At 46.8% G+C, this 18,703-nt stretch carries 22 protein-coding genes; 12 read left to right on the plus strand and 10 right to left on the minus strand.

The window, feature by feature from the left end; all coding sequences use genetic code 11:
- Positions 1–87: 87 nt before the first annotated feature.
- From ACKFKH_RS12765 to ACKFKH_RS12780, 4 genes are all read right to left on the minus strand, one after another.
- A complete protein-coding gene (locus ACKFKH_RS12765) occupies positions 88–402 on the minus strand; it encodes a hypothetical protein (protein ID WP_446858681.1) in 315 nt (104 codons plus the stop codon).
- 475 nt (positions 403–877) lie between these two features.
- On the minus strand, positions 878–1,240 hold the full coding sequence (locus ACKFKH_RS12770; RefSeq protein ID WP_446858682.1) for a DUF2237 family protein: 363 nt from the start codon (positions 1,238–1,240) through the stop codon (positions 878–880).
- Between the two features lie 303 nt (positions 1,241–1,543).
- Entirely contained in the window at positions 1,544–1,759 is a 216-nt protein-coding gene (locus tag ACKFKH_RS12775; protein ID WP_446858683.1) for a hypothetical protein, read from the minus strand.
- 214 nt (positions 1,760–1,973) lie between these two features.
- Positions 1,974–2,216: a hypothetical protein gene (locus ACKFKH_RS12780; protein ID WP_446858684.1), complete on the minus strand. Its 243-nt coding sequence runs from the start codon at positions 2,214–2,216 to the stop codon at positions 1,974–1,976.
- A 662-nt stretch (positions 2,217–2,878) separates the two neighbouring features.
- Here ACKFKH_RS12780 and ACKFKH_RS12785 point away from each other — a divergent pair.
- The 4 genes from ACKFKH_RS12785 (at position 2,879) to ACKFKH_RS12800 (ending at position 9,087) form a co-directional block, all read left to right on the plus strand.
- Positions 2,879–3,649 (plus strand): DUF554 domain-containing protein, encoded by a 771-nt coding sequence (locus tag ACKFKH_RS12785; protein ID WP_446858685.1) that lies wholly within the window; start codon positions 2,879–2,881, stop codon positions 3,647–3,649.
- A 353-nt stretch (positions 3,650–4,002) separates the two neighbouring features.
- Positions 4,003–4,566 carry a hypothetical protein gene (locus ACKFKH_RS12790; protein WP_446858686.1) on the plus strand — a complete coding sequence of 188 codons (564 nt, stop codon included), beginning with the start codon at positions 4,003–4,005 and terminating at the stop codon, positions 4,564–4,566.
- Between the two features lie 277 nt (positions 4,567–4,843).
- The gene (locus ACKFKH_RS12795; protein WP_446858687.1) at positions 4,844–6,163 is read left to right on the plus strand and encodes an aminotransferase class III-fold pyridoxal phosphate-dependent enzyme; all 1,320 of its coding nucleotides are present in this window, start codon (positions 4,844–4,846) and stop codon (positions 6,161–6,163) included.
- A 392-nt stretch (positions 6,164–6,555) separates the two neighbouring features.
- Positions 6,556–9,087, plus strand: coding sequence for a glycogen/starch/alpha-glucan phosphorylase (locus ACKFKH_RS12800; protein WP_446858688.1), 2,532 nt, complete (start codon positions 6,556–6,558; stop codon positions 9,085–9,087).
- 324 nt (positions 9,088–9,411) lie between these two features.
- Here the strand turns inward: ACKFKH_RS12800 and ACKFKH_RS12805 are convergent, their stop codons facing one another.
- The 3 genes from ACKFKH_RS12805 to ACKFKH_RS12815 all read right to left on the minus strand — a co-directional run bounded on the left by ACKFKH_RS12805 (position 9,412) and on the right by ACKFKH_RS12815 (position 10,337).
- On the minus strand, positions 9,412–9,756 hold the full coding sequence (locus ACKFKH_RS12805; RefSeq protein ID WP_446858689.1) for a hypothetical protein: 345 nt from the start codon (positions 9,754–9,756) through the stop codon (positions 9,412–9,414).
- 201 nt (positions 9,757–9,957) lie between these two features.
- The gene (locus ACKFKH_RS12810) at positions 9,958–10,176 is read right to left on the minus strand and encodes a hypothetical protein (RefSeq protein WP_446858690.1); all 219 of its coding nucleotides are present in this window, start codon (positions 10,174–10,176) and stop codon (positions 9,958–9,960) included.
- Positions 10,173–10,337 carry a hypothetical protein gene (locus ACKFKH_RS12815; protein ID WP_446858691.1) on the minus strand — a complete coding sequence of 55 codons (165 nt, stop codon included), beginning with the start codon at positions 10,335–10,337 and terminating at the stop codon, positions 10,173–10,175. Before ACKFKH_RS12815 ends, ACKFKH_RS12810 begins: the two co-directional genes overlap by 4 nt.
- 260 nt (positions 10,338–10,597) lie before the next feature.
- Here ACKFKH_RS12815 and ACKFKH_RS12820 point away from each other — a divergent pair, with 260 nt between their 5' ends.
- The 5 genes from ACKFKH_RS12820 (at position 10,598) to ACKFKH_RS12840 (ending at position 13,774) form a co-directional block, all read left to right on the plus strand.
- Positions 10,598–10,897, plus strand: a complete 300-nt coding sequence (locus ACKFKH_RS12820) for an ArsR/SmtB family transcription factor (protein ID WP_446858692.1) — start codon at positions 10,598–10,600, stop codon at positions 10,895–10,897.
- A gap of 65 nt (positions 10,898–10,962) precedes the next feature.
- Positions 10,963–11,598: a cation transporter gene (locus ACKFKH_RS12825; RefSeq protein ID WP_446858693.1), complete on the plus strand. Its 636-nt coding sequence runs from the start codon at positions 10,963–10,965 to the stop codon at positions 11,596–11,598.
- A 441-nt stretch (positions 11,599–12,039) separates the two neighbouring features.
- Positions 12,040–12,219 (plus strand): hypothetical protein, encoded by a 180-nt coding sequence (locus ACKFKH_RS12830; RefSeq protein ID WP_446858694.1) that lies wholly within the window; start codon positions 12,040–12,042, stop codon positions 12,217–12,219.
- Positions 12,220–12,225: 6 nt separating this feature from the next.
- Positions 12,226–12,402 (plus strand): hypothetical protein, encoded by a 177-nt coding sequence (locus ACKFKH_RS12835; RefSeq protein ID WP_446858695.1) that lies wholly within the window; start codon positions 12,226–12,228, stop codon positions 12,400–12,402.
- Between the two features lie 289 nt (positions 12,403–12,691).
- Entirely contained in the window at positions 12,692–13,774 is a 1,083-nt protein-coding gene (locus tag ACKFKH_RS12840) for a glycosyltransferase family 4 protein (RefSeq protein WP_446858696.1), read from the plus strand.
- A 92-nt stretch (positions 13,775–13,866) separates the two neighbouring features.
- Here ACKFKH_RS12840 and ACKFKH_RS12845 read toward each other — a convergent pair whose 3' ends face one another.
- On the minus strand, positions 13,867–14,763 hold the full coding sequence (locus tag ACKFKH_RS12845; RefSeq protein ID WP_446858697.1) for a GUN4 domain-containing protein: 897 nt from the start codon (positions 14,761–14,763) through the stop codon (positions 13,867–13,869).
- A gap of 124 nt (positions 14,764–14,887) precedes the next feature.
- Entirely contained in the window at positions 14,888–16,333 is a 1,446-nt protein-coding gene (locus tag ACKFKH_RS12850) for an aminotransferase-like domain-containing protein (protein WP_446858698.1), read from the minus strand.
- 188 nt (positions 16,334–16,521) lie between these two features.
- Here ACKFKH_RS12850 and ACKFKH_RS12855 point away from each other — a divergent pair, with 188 nt between their 5' ends.
- The 3 genes from ACKFKH_RS12855 (at position 16,522) to ACKFKH_RS12865 (ending at position 18,264) form a co-directional block, all read left to right on the plus strand.
- On the plus strand, positions 16,522–16,713 hold the full coding sequence (locus tag ACKFKH_RS12855; protein ID WP_446858699.1) for a hypothetical protein: 192 nt from the start codon (positions 16,522–16,524) through the stop codon (positions 16,711–16,713).
- A gap of 181 nt (positions 16,714–16,894) precedes the next feature.
- Positions 16,895–17,776 (plus strand): DMT family transporter, encoded by an 882-nt coding sequence (locus ACKFKH_RS12860; RefSeq protein WP_446858700.1) that lies wholly within the window; start codon positions 16,895–16,897, stop codon positions 17,774–17,776.
- A complete protein-coding gene (locus ACKFKH_RS12865; protein WP_446858701.1) occupies positions 17,773–18,264 on the plus strand; it encodes a DinB family protein in 492 nt (163 codons plus the stop codon). Before ACKFKH_RS12860 ends, ACKFKH_RS12865 begins: the two co-directional genes overlap by 4 nt.
- Positions 18,265–18,354: 90 nt before the next feature.
- Here the strand turns inward: ACKFKH_RS12865 and ACKFKH_RS12870 are convergent, their stop codons facing one another.
- Positions 18,355–18,540: a hypothetical protein gene (locus ACKFKH_RS12870; RefSeq protein WP_446858702.1), complete on the minus strand. Its 186-nt coding sequence runs from the start codon at positions 18,538–18,540 to the stop codon at positions 18,355–18,357.
- Positions 18,541–18,703 lie beyond the last annotated feature (163 nt).

Consider the following 18,703-nt stretch of genomic DNA (forward strand, 5'->3'; position numbering starts at 1 on the left):
CCTAAATCCCCCAAAAATGGGGGACTTTGAACCTTGGAGTTCCCGCCGCTTTGGGGCAGTTCATCCCCTGATTCAGCAACGCCAAAATCAAATTCCTTTCTCAAGCTGCAAAGACCAGTTTTGAGGCAGATTTAAGAGATCCTGCTTGCCCTTTGACATGACCCACAAAGCAGTGCGAGTTCTGAGACGGCCCACGACCAATCGATCGTTCTTCCATTCTTCTACCAGTAGCTCATCGGGAGCGATCGCCGTATCAATAATAAAGTCGTCCAGCCCCGACACCGTACCACAATAGGAACCCGCATCCTTTAGCGAAATCTGAAAAAATTCGGTCGCATTGTACCCTGGAGGCAAAACAAAAATGCCGTAAACCTGATGCCGTCCTCGCCAGGGTTTTACCATTACCTTAGTCGGATGAATGATTTTAGCATTACTAATAGAGTTGGACTGTGTAACTAAATCGGGGCACTCAGAGATCAGACTAGGCCTTTGTAGATACTGACTATACCTTTGAATAGAGTGAACGCTCCGAGGAAAGCCCAACAACGCTGACGCACCTAGAACAATTATTGCCGCAAGGAAAACTCGTTTTATCATCACTCCCCTGTCAAATCACTGCAATATGAGAAGCCCAACATAAATTTTCTGGCGTTGCTGATTGGAGGGATGAATCTGTTCGCCCCCTAAATCCCCCAAAATTGGGGGACTTTGAACCTTGGGTTTCCCGCCGCTTTGGGGCAATTCATCCCCTGATCCAGCAACGCCAATTTTCTCTATGTTAAATGAATTTGCTTCTCTACCCTGTGTACTTTAATACTTCAATTTGGAATTCATGTCACGTTTCTATTAAGTTGAAGTGAAACTTAGAGCGTGCTGACTAGATAGCGTGTTCTTTCAACACTTCGAGAGGAACAACTTTGAGAGCAGCTTCGTGGGTGGCTGAAAGCACGATCGGAGGAGCAAACCCAGCATTCAAAGCCTCCTTCCAGCGCGAAACACAAAGGCACCATCGATCGCCCGACTTGAGTCCTGGAAATTCATACATCGGCATCGGGGTGCTGAGATCGTTGCCCTGCGATTTTGTATAGCTCAAAAAGTCATCCGTCACTTGAGCGCAAACGACATGAGTTCCCACATCTTGAGGCCCCGTCTCACAGCAGCCGTTGCGAAAAAATCCGGTCATTGGGTCGATCGAACAACTCTCCAACGTTCCGCCTAATACATTCTTTGCGTCTGTCATCATGACTCCAGGGGTAATCAGAAAGAAAAGCTTCTCACCCATTGTAGAAGAACTTATTTAGGATAACGCCGATCGAGGCTTCCGCAGCCCTCGTCAGTTTGCCCAACGTGATCCACTCCCTCTAATATAAAGAGCTAAATCTTCTCAGCCCATGTGGATCAAAAACTCCCAGGTCTAAAAAATATTTAAATTTAATAGAAATCTCCTAGTCAACGGTGAACGATCGCTAACCTGGTTTAATGATTCAATTGGTCGATCACTAATAACCTTATGGAGCTTGATAGAGGTTGATGAACATGAGCATCACTCTACGGGACGCAAATCTGTCTCAAGCAGCAAAATCGTCGTCTCATAGCCAATTCTGCCCATATCGGGTTCTGGCCCCATTGCCATCTCGATCTTATATGACCAGCTACCCGAATCTGGATAATGACTTCTGACTTTGCCCTCACCGCCCACAAACTGCACAACTTGATCGGGGTTGAATTTGGGAGAAGCAATCATATTGAGAGACCTCATAACCGACTCCTTAACTGGATTGAAGGATTAGCTTCTCTCATTCAATGTAGCGATTGAGATAAAGCCGAATCTTGGATTGACTCAATCTAAAAAGAAATGCACCCTAATTCCTCTGCCAAGAGTTGAAATTGTCGATCGCCTTTATCGTCCTCAAGAGACAGTTTATTCGACCTACTCAAATTCGATAATCTACCTTAGTCAATAAGACAAATATCTAATCAGACCGAACCTCTACCACTACCGAAGCCGCTTCAAAGTACTTACAAAACTCAGTCAAAAGCGACAGCTCCAACTTGCGGGTTAGTCTTCTCAGCTTTTGCAACTCTGCCTCTGTAAAATCGAACTCAGAAAGGTCGATCGTTGCTGTGATCAAAGTAGGCTCAGATTCAGCGTCACCGGGGCGTTGCATCAACAAAAAGAACTCCTCTATCAGTGCCAGATTGCTAACGTTTGTCATGACGTAATGCTGAATGGGACAGTGAAAAATTGTTCTAGAAATCAAGCAGAACAAAGTAAATAAGCAGAGGTCTGCCTGTAGATAAACATATTAAAATTCATCTACTGTCTTTCCAAAAACGACTACTGCATTCGTATAAATACTGAATTAGCAGTCTCTTTAAAGACTCAGACTGATACTAACTTTTTGTGCACTCTTCAGTTTCTGCCTTTAGATAGAATACTAATACTTCAATATGAGTAGCGTGAGTTCCGGCAAAAATACGCTGTTAGATAGAGTATTCATTTTCTTTAGACATAGACCGCTTCTAAATTCGATCGCCTGCAAAATGCTCCGGACTTACCTCTCGATCGCTGTTTAATAAAACGTAAATTCAATCAAAACACTCACCTTGTCCATTGATTCGACTTATTCCTCAAATTCCCCGCTCTGTACGAGTCCTTGAACTAGAATTCCTCTCTTAAAGTCTCCCAGAATTGGCAGCTTGGAGGGCAGAAGCGCTCAATAACGAAGCGAAAAACCTTCATCAAACTCGATTTGTTTGATTTAAACAACAAACAGCTTCTAAAGCTCCAGGATTAGACAAGCTTTGGCTACAACCGATTTCCTACTAACTTCCTCCATCCCTTAAAATCAAGCTTTGTCACAAATGGAATTTAATTTTGATAGCTTCTTCTCTATCGTCTCTACTCACGCTCACCCTTTGGGATAAAACGAGTGGCACCTGGATCAATGTCGTCACTGTGATTTTAGGAACGACGATCGGACTCTTCGCCAGAGGCAGCCTGCCCACTCGAATGCAGCGCATCATTACCCAGGGATTAGGACTGCTGACCGTGTTTCTAGGCATCACCATGGCCAACAGCCTGCTCAAAGTTCAAGTAGGGCGAGTTGACGGAGTAATTTTGGGCTTGTTGGCGATCGTACTAGGCGGTCTTTTGGGTGAATGGGGACGGATTGAAGCCCAGCTGCAAAAACTGGGGAACCTGCTGAGAGATCTCTTTAAAGGAGGCGGCAGTTTTACAGAAGGATTTGTCGCTGCCAGCTTGTTATTTTGCATCGGGCCGCTGGCCATTTTGGGCAGCCTCAAAAATGGTTTGTCAGGAGACAACACGCTCCTATCAATCAAGTCGGCAATGGATGGGTTAGCGTCGATCGCATTCAGCAGCAGCTATGGAATCGGGGTGGGGTTTAGCGCGATCGCACTGCTGATTTATCAAGGCGGACTGTCTCTGTTTGCCGGATTGTTGTCTCAAGTGCTGCCCGATCCCGTCAATGCGCCCCAAGTTTTACTCACCTCCGGAGTCGGCGGACTGATGATTTTGGGATTAGGTTTAAATCTGCTAGAAGTCACAACCTTAAGCATTGCTGCATTTCTTCCTGCCCTCGTCTTAGCACCGTTGTTCTATACGATCGCTCAACGCTTGGGTTAATCATCCGCAAACGAGTTGGTCAACAAAGTCTGACTCAGTTGGGTAGCGTTTAGGTCTCCTTGTGCGATCAGATTTGACAAGCTAGAAAGACCTCTAAGGTGAGAACTTGGGAATGGATCTGGCCAACGGGAAAATAAATTTTTTTAGAATTGATTCTAAATTCTAAAATGTCTCTATAATTGACGACGATGGTCATGATGATGATAGGTTCATCAACGGCTCAAGAGACTAAAAGTTAAACTAATAATCTCAACCAGCCAATACCCCAGGTCAAGTTTTAGGGTTAAAAAACCTGTTGTCAGGGAATACCAGAGTTAAGTAGTCAACGTCATTTAAACAATAGGAACAGAGCAATGGTCACAACCAAAAGGAGATCACCCACGTCAACGCTAGTCTCGAAGGGTTCGATCGATCAAGCCGCTTCGATATTAGAAGACTTGCCGGAAAAGCCGAAAGAAATTTGGTCACTGCGCGAAGCAATCGATTTGCTCAAAGATCAGATCTCGGCAGCACTCGATCGGGGGTATAGCTACGCAGAAGTTTCAAAGATGCTAACGGAGAAGGGAGTCGAAATCAGTCCGTCAACGCTAAAGTATTATCTTTCTTCTGCCCGCAAAGATAAAGATGGAACCAAGCTGAAAACACGCAGAAGACGCAAAAGCCAAAACTTAAGTGTGTCGCCCGAAACGCTAAATCTACAAAACGGCGCATCTGCCCCCGAAAAAGAACCAGCCCCGGCTGAGGCTCCTGCAAAACGCACGAGAGGGGCTTCTACCAAGGCTGCTGCTGCGACCAAATCGCCCGTCAAGACAGCGACCACCAAAGCAAAACCCGCTGCCACCAAAACAAAAGCGGCTCCCAAAGCGACGACGACTAAAACGCCTTCGACCAGAGGCCGCAAAAAAGCAGCAGGTTGATCAGAGGGCGGTTGACCTTTCGTTGAGGCTGACCGTTTTCCTAAGTTCTGTTCCTATCCTAGAGGCGTGGATTGTCATGCCTCTATCAAGCTTTCCTGAACGATTCACAAATCAATATTTGATAACCCTGCAACCATCGTCAGGGTTTTTTGTTATATGTAGACTCTATGACCCTGTATTGAGCGGTTGAAATTTACTTCAGAAGATAGCCAAAAACTACGTTTAGTCCATCTGCTTAGTTTGTTAATAGTTAGTTTATTGATAGAGGAACTTTCTGATGACCACGATCGACCTTCCTGACAGTCTCGATGCGTTCTGGATGCCCTTTACGGCCAATCGCCAATTTAAAGCCAAGCCTCGCTTGATGGCTGCTGCAAAAGGAATGTACTACACGACGATCGACGATCGCGAGGTGTTAGACGGAACGGCAGGACTGTGGTGTGTGAATGCAGGGCACTGTCGCGAAAAAATTGTCGAAGCGATTCATCAGCAAGTCTCTACTTTGGATTTTGCGCCAACCTTTCAGATGGGCCATCCGGCTCCGTTTGCGTTAGCCGATCGCTTGGCAAAAATGCTGCCCGGTGATTTGAATCATGTGTTTTTTACAAACTCTGGATCAGAAGCTGTCGATACGGCCCTCAAAATTGCGTTGGCTTACCATCGAGTTCGGGGAGAAGGCACTCGGACGCGCTTGATTGGTCGAGAACGCGGATATCACGGCGTTGGCTTTGGCGGCATCTCAGTCGGCGGCATTGCGCCCAATCGTAAGTTTTTTGGCAGTCTGCTTCCCGGTGTCGATCATTTACCGCATACGCACAATTTAGAACAAAACGCTTTTAGTCGAGGTGAGCCGCTGTGGGGTGCCCATCTTGCCGACGAGTTAGAGCGCATTGTCACCCTGCATGATGCTTCTAATATTGCCGCTGTGATTGTCGAACCTGTTGCCGGATCAACAGGCGTTCTGATTCCGCCTCAAGGCTATTTGCAGAAGCTCAGAGCCATTTGTGATAAGTACGGCATTCTCCTAATTTTTGACGAAGTAATCACGGGGTTTGGTCGTCTGGGCACCGGATTTGCGACCGACTATTTTGGCGTGATTCCTGACTTAATTACTGTCGCTAAGGGAATTACAAATGCCACGGTTCCAATGGGAGCAGTATTTGCGCGAGATGGCATTTACGACGCTTTTATGAATGGGCCAGAGAATGCGATCGAACTCTTCCACGGGTACACCTATTCCGGCCATCCGCTCGCCTGTGCCGCCGCGCAAGCCACATTGGATATTTACGAAGAAGAAGGACTGTTCGATCGCGTCAAAAATTTGGCCAGCTATTGGGAAGACGCGGTGCATTCTCTCAAAGGGTTGCCAAACGTAATTGACATCCGCAATATCGGGCTGATTGCTGGCATCGAACTTGCACCCACTCCTAACCAACCTGGAGTTCGGGCTTATAACGCGATGGTCAGTTGTTTTGAGCAAGGACTACTCGTTCGCAACACCGCCGATATTCTAGCCCTGTCGCCTCCATTGATTATCGAGAAATCACACGTCGATCGATTGATCGAGATTCTCAGCAATGTTCTCAAGCAGGGATGAGGGAGAACTCTGATGATCTGTTCCCCCTTTGGGAGTAATCCGCTTCGCGATGAGGGATGAGGACGGTTCGGAATTGAGCGTTAAAGATTTTTACTGCTTCACTTGTCATCTCCCTCCTCCCTCCTCCCTCCTCCCTCCTCACTTGAACTTGTTCTAAAATGAAAACGCCGCACTCTGGAGAGTGACCCAAACTCGCTAAACCGTATAAACCTTGTCAGAAAGTGGTAGGCTAACGCACATCACGACTCACCCACTACGAACCAGCAAATCTTAATTTTTCTAGTAAATTACCCTCGCTGTATTTTCGGGCACTTAATTCAGACGATCGACGGCTGTAGGGTTCGTAAGTTGGGTTTACTAAGCCAATCAATAAGAGATCAAGCAACAAGCCTATGTCTGTTAAGAACGATCGTACCGGAATGTCGCTGGAAAATATCAAGCGCGCCTTCACCGATAACCTTTACTACATTCAAGGTAAAGACGAGCGGTTCGCCACTCTGTATGACTACTACATGGCATTGGCATACACGGTGCGCGATCGACTCATCGATCGGCGGATTAAAACCGCCAAGGCATACGCAGAGAAGGAGACCAAGACCGTTTACTATCTTTCGGCAGAGTTTCTGATTGGTCGGCTCTCAATAAATAATCTGACCAATTTGGGCATCTATGACCAGATGCAAGCCGTCACCAAAGAGATGGGGCTAAACCTCGAAGATTTGCTAGAGCGCGAAGAAGAACCCGGTCTGGGCAATGGTGGTCTTGGACGACTCGCCGCTTGCTTTTTGGACTCGTTGGCGACGCTGCAAATTCCAGCAATGGGCTACGGGATTCGCTACGAATATGGCATTTTTGACCAAATGATCGCAGGCGGCTGGCAGCACGAACGCCCCGATAACTGGCTGAGATTTGGCAATCCCTGGGAGATTGCTCGCCCTGACTACATGGTAGAAGTTAAGTTTGGCGGCCACACCGAAGCCTACACGGATGCGAATGGTCACTATCGAGTCCGGTGGATGCCTCGCAATACAGTTTATGGAACGCCCTATGACACGCCGATCCCCGGATTTAAGAACAATACGGTGAATCCGCTGCGTCTGTGGAGTGCTAAGTCCAGTGAAGACTTTAACTTCCAGGTGTTTGATGCTGGAGAGTATACGCAAGCGGTTGCCGACAAAACCTATTCTGAAAATATCTCCAAGGTTCTGTATCCCAACGACAACACGCCCCAGGGTAAGGAACTCCGCTTAGAACAGCAGTATTTCTTTGTGTCTTGTTCGTTGCAAGATATTATTCGCCAGTATTTGCGATCGTATGACAACTTTGATGCCTTCCCCGACAAAGTAGCGATTCAGTTAAATGATACGCACCCGTCGATCGGCGTTGCAGAATTGATGCGCTTGCTAATTGATGAGCATTTCCTCGAATGGGAACAAGCGTGGGAGATTACGCGCAAAACCTTTGCCTACACCAATCACACGCTACTGATTGAAGCGCTGGAACGCTGGGCGGTCGGTCTGTTTGGGCGGTTGCTGCCTCGACACTTGGAGATCATTTACGAAATCAACTACCGCTTTTTAGATGAGATTCGTCAAAAGTTCCCCAATGACAAAGCCAGACTTGAGCGGATGTCACTGGTACAAGAAGGCCCCGAAAAGCACATTCGCATGGCGCATTTGGCTTTTGTGGGCAGTCACACGACCAATGGAGTCGCCGCCCTGCATACCGAATTGCTCAAGCGCGATGTGATGCATGACTTTTTTGAGATGTATCCAGAAAAGTTCCAGAATAAAACCAATGGCGTAACGCCGCGGCGGTGGGTGCTGATGAGTAACCCTGTACTGTCGCAACTAATTACAAGCAAAATTGGGGATCAGTGGCTCAAAAATCTGGACGATCTAAGAAAGCTAGAAGCCTTTGCAGATGATCCCGAATTCCAAGCGGCATGGCGTAAGATCAAGCAAGACAACAAGCGCACGCTGGCGGACTACATCCAAGCAAACAATGATCTTGAGATTGATGTAGATTCGATGTTTGATATTCAAGTGAAACGGATTCACGAATACAAGCGTCAACTGCTCAATATCATGCATGTGATCACGCTGTACAACCGGATCAAACGTGCCGCTGCGAATGGAACGCTAAAATCTCTGAACATTACGCCTCGCACCTTCATCTTTGGTGGAAAGGCGGCTCCAGGCTACTTTATGGCGAAGTTGGTGATCAAATTGATCAACTCAGTCGCCAGCGTCGTGAATCATGATCCGGATGCTCAAGGCTTGATCAAGGTCGTGTTTTTGGCGAATTTCTCCGTCTCACTGGGGCAGATTACTTATCCTGCGGCTGACTTATCTGAGCAGATCTCGACCGCTGGCAAAGAAGCCTCTGGCACAGGCAACATGAAATTTTCACTCAACGGGGCCCTGACGATCGGTACCCTTGACGGAGCCAACGTTGAAATCCGCGAAGAAGTGGGCGCAGAGAATTTCTTCTTGTTTGGGCTGACGGCGCAAGAAGTGATGGTGATGAAGTCGCAGGGCTATAACCCGATGCACTACTATCACGACAACCCCGAACTTAAGCAGGTGATCGATCAGATTGCGTCCGGGTTCTTTGTGCCCAAGGAGCCAGATTTGTTTAAGTCGATCGTTGATTCCTTGCTGTTCAAAGACGAGTACATGCTGCTGGCAGACTTCCAGTTTTATCTCGACTGTCAGGATCAGGTGAGCGAGGCTTACACAGACCAGACCAGTTGGACTCGCAAATCGATTCTAAATGTGGCGCGGATGGGCAAATTTTCGTCTGACAACACGATCAGCCAGTACTGCAAAGAAATCTGGAATGTCGAACCGATTCCGGTCAATCTGGATGTGGATGGGCAACTGATCAAAGGAGAACACACGACGTTGACGAGCAGCATTTAATGTCTTTCGGTTTCTAAATCTGCAAATCTAAATTAAGCAGCCCCAAACCGTTTCTTGTGAAGCTGGTTTCAGGGCTGTTTTTTGTGGGGTTAACTCTGCGGCTAATTCTGTGGATTGCAATCATTGCTCATTTTGTTAACGTGAATTCGATGGAGTTTTCTCGTTTCGTTGTTCAGCACTTCTGCCCTCCAACCCCCAATTTTGGGGGACTTTGAGACAATATTTCTCGTTCAAAGTCCCTCACTTGTGGGGGATTTAGGGGGCTGCCCGGATGGGCAACCGTAGCGAAGGATGATCATCGAATTCATGTTTTGTTATGAGTGGTTAGTGATTAGTCATTGCAAAAGCAGTATTTGTCTTCATCAAAGTTGTATTTGCGATCGCAAAAGCAGTATTTGTCTTTGTGAGTTTAGAAACTGCGATCGCAAAAGCAGTATTTGTCTTCGTGAGTTTAGAAACTGCGATCGCAAAAGCAGTATTGATGAATACGTGAGTTGTATTTGCGATCGCAAAAGCGGTAATTGTGAACTGAAATCTTGCAACTTTCCGAGTAACCCGCCCTCGAATCAATCCGAGGCTAACGGTGCAAAATCCATTGAAATGGGTTAGAAGCTCAACTGAGTCAGGAGTGTAGCCTCTTTCAACAAACTTCCAAAATAAGCCTGTCATAAATGGCGGGGTGGGGGTTGGGACGGATGCCAGATCTCAATCTTTTCTATCGTCGTATCCTGGCGTTGCTGATTGAAGGGATAAATCTGTAAGAAGTGTCCATCTTTTCGCCCCCTAAATCCCCCAAAATTGGGGGACTTTGAACGTTTGGTTCCCCTCCAGATTGAGGGCAATTCATTCTGTGATTCAGCAACGCCTATCCTACAGTTGAATGACATTGTTGTTCAGTTCCTTCACCTGAATCAGAGCAGGGTCATCCATCACCCAGTCAAATCGAGTGAACGATCTCTTCAAGTTACCCGCAAGGGGTCGCTGAAGATGATAGTTGGGCAAGATGCGAATCACCTGGTACTCGGTGATCAAGTCACTGCTGCCATCCCACTTGAGCAGGGCGAGTTGATTGGAGACGATCGCGCTCAACTAGGCACAAAGTCGTCAATACTGTCGCCAATGTCCGGCAGAATGCCAGACGACACCATTAGAAACCGCTCCTGCAAATCCAAAGTCGCCCGGACTCGATAGTGTCTGCCCATTGAGAAGTGCAACTCAACAGTGAGCGCGATCGAGCCAAGGAAAAACATTCCTGACTGCTATGTTAATTTCTCCCTGAGTTAGTGCAAGGAGAATAAGGAAGCCAGGCTATCGAAAGTATTTGGGGTCTGATTCCGGACTTTCAAGACCCCCCAGCAAAGCTGACGGTCACAATTATGAACGCCTCCGTAAGTTACTGTAATTAACTAGAATTAAGTTGTAAAACTCGTGCCCGTCAAGATTTGTGACTAAAGCCAAGCCAAGCGACATTTGCCAAGTTCGATGTTTTAACGCGGAGTTAGTTACTCAGGTGAGTGACGCACTGCCAGAAGACGATCTTCTGGAAAATGCTCAAGTTCTTTTCGGTGCTTTGGCAGATAAGTCACGCTTGAAGATTCTCCATGCTCTCAGCGACGGTCAAGAGCTTTGTGTCTGTGATGTGGCTTCCCTGCTTGAAGGCAAGATCGCGTCTGCCTCTCATCACCTGCGAAAACTGCGCGACCTCAAAATCTTGAAGTACAGAAACGATGGCAAACTCGCTTACTACTCCTTGAAAGACCAGCGTGTAGCTGAGATTCTTTGCCACGCTTTAAAGCAACTTGCCGAGTGAAACATTCCAGTGTTGGTTTGAATGTAGACTTTTTTGCAGTAACGTTCTAACATTAGTTTGAATGTTTGAGTAAAAAGTGGGCTATGAGCGACAATTGTTGCCAAAATAAGAGTAGTGAGCTATCAAAACTGAAAAAACAGCAAGCCAAGGTGCTTTGGGCGGTGCTGTTCATTAATCTGGGAATGTTCGTCATTGAGTTTGGGGCAGGAGTTCGAGCAGATTCGCTATCCTTAACCGGAGATTCACTCGATATGTTAGGTGATGCGTTGGTCTATGCCAGCAGTTTATATGTCATTAACAAGGGCAGTAAAGCTCAGGCTGGGTCAGCATTTCTCAAAGGAATCATCATGTTTTTGTTTGCAATTGCAGTTTTCGCAAGAGCAAGCTATCAACTATTTGCGGGCACAATCCCGGAAGCAACTATCATGAGTACGGTTGGAGTTTTAGCGTTACTTGCCAATTTATTCTGTCTGCTGCTGTTGACTAGACACCGGGAGGATAACTTAAATATGTCTTCTGTGTGGTTGTGTTCACGAAATGACATCATTGCGAATACGTCCGTTCTTGTGGCAGCAGGGTTAGTTTTTCTGACGCACTCTGTACTTCCAGATTTAGCTGTAGGTTTGTTGTTAACGTTTGTCTTTGCAAAGTCGTCAGGGAAAGTGCTTTCGCAGTCTTGGAGAGAGATGCAGCAGGCATAGTTAGGTTTTCAATCGTGCAATAGCGATCGCAGTCTAACAATAGTGTTGCAGCAGACGGAACAGAGGTTATGGGTGGGATGCGAAGGATGTTAGCTGCCGCTGAACACGAACGTTGGCTGCTTAAATCTAGGTATAGACAGTAGTTCAGGATTCTAGGTTGGGAGGTCAAAGCTTGAAGACGTTAGCTCATAACCCAGCGTGAGAACAATGATTCTACCCTTTCTGAGTTATGGCTTGCTCAAAAGACAGCAAGGTTATCGTCATGGTCGGCTTTGCAGACAAATTCCAATCTCTTGTAAATCAGGCGCAGCAGAAGATTACAGAGATCCAGAGCAATGAACAGAAAGTAACTACTCACGCTTAAATCTTAGTAACGAATTGAGGGCGGGCAAGAGAGACACTACGCTTCTGGGAAGCGGGCAGGTGCAAGAGGCAAAGACATTGAGCGAGACCCCTCCGAAGCGAGAAATCAGTCGAGCAGAAATCTGTGCCGTGTATGCTCAGGCAGAAGATGCGGTGATTGCCTTAGTGGAAGGATTACTGCAACGCATCACGGGGTTAGAGCAACGAGTCGAAGAGCTAGAGAAGCATTGGGAGGTTATTTCTACGCAAGTCCCTTAGCAGTGATTGGCAATCGACCTGCATCTGATTCCGTGCTATGGCACCCCGACCGACACCCAGTTGCCTTACATCTATCGGTCTCAAGCGAAATCGGGCACCACTTCTTTCTTCGCTGATGCCACCGTTTATGTGATTGCAGCAAAAAAATTCATCGAACTAACCCTCGCTGAGGCGATCGAATGACCCGACTAATTATTGGACTTGAGATTGTTTGTAGGATCGACGATCGGGAGTGCCGCTCTCATGCTCCAGGGGGGTTAGTTTGTTTTCGCTCACATCCATTGCTCTGAGTATAGTTGGCAGCGACATTGGCATCTAGCCAGGGTATTGTTTGGCTCGATCGTTAGGCGTTCTCTAACTCGTTGACAAAAGTATCACTCAGTAATCCTCCCACGGTTGGATGAAAAATCTCTAAGTGTTTTGTAAAGTCATAACCAGATAATATTTTTTTTGTAAATCTGGAGACTTGTATATGCGAATCGCTCAGATTGCGCCCCTTTGGGAAAGTGTTCCTCCTCCTGCTTATGGGGGGGCTGAGTTAGTTGTCAGCTTGATCACGGATGAGTTAGTGCGTCGAGGTCATGAGGTGACATTGTTTGCCAGTGGTGATTCTCACAGTTTGGCTGAGATCGAGGCGGTTCATCCCCGTGCGCTACGGTTAGATGGCAATGTCAAAGAACATGCGATTTATGAAATGTTGCAATTGAGCGAGGTGTATCAGCGATCGCAAGAGTTTGACATCATTCATTCTCACATCGGTTGTGCTGCTTTGCCCTGTGCCCCTCTCGTCAAAACGCCCACGGTGCATACCCTCCACGGGGCTTTTACAATGGATAACGAAAAGCTCTTTAAACATGCTCGTAACCAACCTTATGTCAGTATCTCAAACACTCAAAGAGAACCGAGATTAGGCTTAAATTACGTCGCGACGGTCTATAACGGTATTAATACAAATAGTCATAAATTCTATGCGCAGCCAGATCAAGACCCGTATCTGGCTTTTTTAGGGCGTATTTCACCAGAAAAGGGAACTCACACGGCGATCGAGATCGCAAAACGCACAGGCTGGCATTTAAAGATTGCGGGCAAGGTCGATCGCGTAGACGTTGAGTATTATGAGGAACTGATCAAACCCTACATTGACGGCAAGCAGATTGAGTATTTAGGGGAAGCCAATCACGTTCAAAAAAATACGCTGATGGGGAATGCGGTGGCGACTCTGTTTCCGATTACCTGGCGAGAACCGTTTGGTTTGGTGATGGTGGAGTCGATGGCCGCCGGAACGCCTGTGATCGCGATGGAGCTAGGATCTACGTCCGAAATCATCGTCCACGGTAAGACAGGATTTTTGTGTCACAGCGTTGACGAATGTATTGATGCGCTTGATCAGGTGCATACTATCGATCGTCAGGCTTGTCGTGATCACATTGCCAATCATTTTGATGTTGTACAAATGGTGGATGGGTATGAGGCAGTGTATCGTCAACTTTTGGTCGATCGCTTTGCTCAAAATGGTCACAGTCGCAATCGCACCGTTGCAACGTTGTTAAATTAGCGGTAAACATTTAGCTGTTAGGAGAGTGATTAATTAACCGTTTATAGTTGATCATTCTCCATTCAGAAATTCAGTTTTATTTTGAATTCTAATTAGTTTCCTAGGGTGCAAGAACGTATTCGAGTTGCGATCGCTTCTATTGTAAAAATGCCAAATTCGTCGCCTAAGTAGGGCAAGTGACCTGTCGGTGCTTTCAGGTTAAATGTCAGTTGGTCGTAGCGTTTCCAATGGTGATCGATCAAACGATTGACCCGCCAGCCGACTCGATCGCCAAACCGCCTCCAAACTTCTGATTTATCCCAAAAGGTTGCATCTATTTTTTGCCAAAAAGCAGACTGCACACTAAAGCCAAATCGATCGCCGCTGTAGTCCATCCAAAGCTGATCGAGAATCTGTAAATCTTGACAGGGGAAGTCGATCGCAATGCGTTCTGAAGTCAAGCGACCCCTTGCGGGTATCTCGGAGAGATCGGTCAACCGCAATCCGCAGGCTTTGAACATAGCGACTTTTGTTTCTTGATCGGCTTCTTGCCACCGTTTTGCTGCCAAAAGACTTCGCAGATATTCATAGTTCAAGCTGACGTAATACTGTTGAATTGCTTTGAGAACTCTCGGTTCTGATCGGTCTTTGAGCAACAAATAAGCACTTTGCCGAACCTCTTCTGAGCGATCGTTGAGCGCCCGAATCACCAAGTTTAATCCTCGCTCTCCAGACTGAAGAGATTCGATCAGCGCGGCAGATCGGTGGGTGGCGATCGGACTTTTTAAGCGTCGTCTCAGTCCCTCAAATCCGCCTAAAATCAGCCCTCCCGTCGGGACTTGAGACCCGCCCAGGACGACATCATCGTGTTGAGGTTGGTTGGTCATCGTGAATGCGATCGTCTTGATTTTTAACGTAAATTCGATGAAGGGGTTTCGCTGCGTTGTTCGGCACTTCTGCTCCCCAAGCTGCCAATTTTGGGGGACTTTGAGAGAAGAATGCTGCTTCAAAGTCCTCTACTCGTGGGGGATCTAGAGATCTGCCTGAATTAACAACCGCAGCGAGTCACTTCCATCAAATTCGCCTATTTTCAGAATGCCCAGGTAGGGACAATTCAAGGTCAAGCGAAAAACTTTATCTGGACAACTGTTGTTTGATTAGCGCTCCCAGGGTTTGCATTGCCCGATCGACTTCCTGACTCCAGGGAATTCCACAATTGAGGCGCAGACAGTTTTGATAGTTGCCAAAGGGCGAGAACATGACACCGGGAGCAATACTGATGTGTTGTTCGAGAGCTTGTTCATATAGAATCATGGCATCAAAATGACTGCTCAATTCTAACCACACCACATAGCCACCGTTGGGGCGCGTCACCTTTGTTTCGGGTGGAAAATATTCGCAGATTGCTTGAGTCATGCGATCGACTTGTTGCTGATAAGCGCGCCGCAGATGACGCAAATGGCGATCGTATCCTCCACTAGCGAGAAAGGCGGCCACCGTGAGTTGGGGGGCGATCGCAGTTGTCCAATTCATGGTCATTTTGAGTTGTTCGATTTGCATTTGATAACGTCCTGGCACAACCCAACCGACGCGCAATCCAGGGGAAAGGGTTTTGCTAACAGAGGCGCAATATAAAACACGTCCCTGAGTATCAAAGGCTTTGACCGCTTTGGGCCGAGTGCCTTCAAAATACAAATCTCCATAGATATCATCTTCGATCAGCGGCACATCGTATTCATCCAACAAAGTGATCAGTTGTTTCTTTTTGAGATCACTCATACAACTTCCCAGAGGATTGCTAAAGTTTGTCACCAGAGCACAGGCCGCAATCTGACGCTTTTCTAAAACGGCTGCCAAATGCTCTAGAGAAATGCCTTCTTTGGGATGAGTGGGTAATTCTAAAGCTTTGAGATGAAGGGCACCCAGAGCTTCGAGCAGACCGTAATAGCAAGGGGACTCGATCGCGACTACATCCCCTGGCTGAGTCACGGCTCGAAGGGACAAATAAACCGCTTCTGCTGTCCCATTGGTAATCGCCATTGCATCGGGATTAACCGAACACCCAGCATCCATCAATCGCCTGGCAACTTCGTGACGCAGACTCTCACAGCCTTTGGGTTGCGAATAAGAATGAACTGCGTCGGCATGGGCGCGAATTACCTGACTCATGAGGCGATTGAGGGTAGCGATCGGCAACAATTCCACGCTAGGAACGGCTGCCCCTAAGTTGATTTGTGTAGGGTCAAGTTTGGTCACGCCGAGTCGGTAAGCGAGAGAAACTTCGACAGGCAAGTTGGGTTTGGGCAATTCAGACTGATTGGGTTCGGCGGGTGTGATCAAGCGCAATTTGACAAAATATCCCGACTGGGGGCGCACTCCAATCCATCCCTGGTCTTCTAACAATCGGTAAGCTTCGAGAACTGTAGAGATGCTAACGGAGAGTTGTTGATGCAGTTTGCGAACAGAAGGTAGACGATCGCCCGGCTGTAGCGTTCCTTCAAGAATCAGTTTGCGAAGTCGATCGGCGACTTGTTGGTAGAGGTTTTTGTCCTGAGATTTTTCGATTAGTTCGACTTTCATAGCTGTTCTTTTGAGGGGAACCAATACAGTTTGGGGCGATCTCAACCATTACAGTTGTCCCAGCTAGAACTGTACCCATCACAATTTAGCTTAACTGCCTCTGTTTTGCTCAAGAAAGATCAGAGAAAATGAATCGTAGAGTAACTCAAAAATTGAATGTTTGAAATCGTAACACAGGAGAATCAGCAATGCGTTTCCGTCAAGTTTTGCATGGATTAATGAATGCAATGACAACAAGTTTAGAACCGAGAATTACAGAGAAGCGCGATCGCTGCGGCAACACTTACTATCAAATCTACAATCCAACCAATCAAACCTCTAGCACCCTTAATTCTGAAGCAGAAGTTCGGGCTTGGCTGGATCAACATCACAATTGGTAGTTGAAGCTGCTGGAGAATTCAAATGAGGTCAGTTTGAGCAAGTTTTTTCGCTGCGTTGTTCAAGACTTCTGATCCCCAAGCTGCCAATTCTGGGGAACTTTAAGACAAAATTTTTGACTTGCATCCAATGATTGAATTTACGTCAGATGCGATCGTCAAAGCTCACATTCAGCATTTTTGAATGAAAGACGAATTTAAGGCATACCTGTTTGGGCTTTTAGGCGTTTGTGGATTTGGTTTGACGTTACCTGCGACAAAAGCGGCTATTCCTTTGTTTGGAGTCGTTGCTGTTGGTGTAGGTCGAGCGATTATTCCTGGCATACTCAGTCTATTACTACTCGTAATCACCAAAAGCAGAAAACCAACGCCTCGACAAGCTCGACGACTGATCACAGTAGCATTGGGAATTGTGTTTGGCTTCCCATTGTTTAGCGCTTATGCAATGGAATCTGTTCCGGCTTCTCAGGGTGCGATCGTCGTTGGTCTGATTCCTTTATTCACCGCCTTGTTTGCCGTCATTCTTGCTAAAGAAAAACCATCTTTGGGATATTGGATTTCAGGATTGATTGGCAGTTCAGCGATCGTGCTTTATTCCATTGACCTCAGTGGCGGCGTTTTACACAAGGCAGATATTGCTTTATTGTTCGCAGTCATCAGTGCAGCCTTTGGGTATGCAGAAGGAGCCAGATTAGCGAAAGAAATCAGCAGTTGGCGTGTGATCTGCTATGCGTTGGTCTTCTCATTACCGATCGCGATTCCTCTCTTTTGCTCGACCGTGACGATTTCCAGCGATCACAATGTCTTATCTGCGTGGATTGGCTTTCTTTATGTCAGTCTCATTAGTATGTTTCTAGCATTCTTTGCCTGGTACAGAGGGTTAGAAATGGGCGGTATTGCTAAAATTGGTCAACTTCAGTTACTTCAACCATTTGTGACAATTTTTGCCGCTGCAATTCTCTTTTCTGAACGGCTTTCTGGCGAAATGTTTTTGGTATTAGCGATCGTCTTGACAACGGTGCATTTTGGCAGAAGATCAAAGGTAGTTCGCAGTGAGCCAATATGAACAATTACACCACCCTGGCCGCCTACAACCATTGGATGAATCAAAACCTGTATGAAATCTGTGCCAACATTCCCGATGCCAAGCGCAAAGAAGATCTGGGTGCATTCTTCAAGTCCATTCACGGTACGCTAAATCATATTTTGGTGGGCGATCGCATCTGGCTGGGACGCTTTACCCAAACTCCCTTTGTTGCCAGACTCGATCAAGATTTGTACGCTGATTTTGAGGAACTTCGCCAAGAACGTGAGAGGAGCGATCGCCAGATTCTCACCTGGGCGGCTCAACTTTCAGATTCATGGCTCAACGAGCCTTTTACCTACACTAGTGTCACTCAGCCCGTTAATTCTTACACTCGTCCCGCTTGGCTATTAGTCACCCACTTTTTTAACCATCAAACTCACCATCGCGGTCAATTGACAACCCTGCTCACCCAACTTGGATATCCAGTAGGAACCACCGATTTGCCTTACCTGCCTGGTTTGACATAGCTCAACGTGAATTCGAGAAATGCTTCTCTGTAGTGATTCACTCAAAAATGACTCCTAAATCCCTCAGTACGAAACCTTAAAGATCGTGAATTAAACAACCTGTAATTCTCGCGGCTTCGCGTCGTTTAATTCGGCTTCTGCCCCCTCAATCCCCCAAATTTGGCGGACTTTGAACCGCGAAACTGCCTTAAATTCTAGAATGTCTGCTTTCTCAAAGTCCCCCAGACTGGGGGATTTAGGGGGCGAAGCAACCAGGCAATCATCGATCTTATTCAATTCACGATCCTAAGCCAGAACACTTGCCTTAAAATCCCCATGATTGGCAGCTTGGGGCAAAAGCACTAAACAACGCAGCGAAAACCTTCATCGAACTTCTGAAAAAACTCCTAGCGGATAGCTCAAACTGAGACTGCTTAACTCACGTTTTTTGGTAATTTGT

It is taken from the genome of Phormidesmis sp. 146-20, assembly GCF_052939475.1.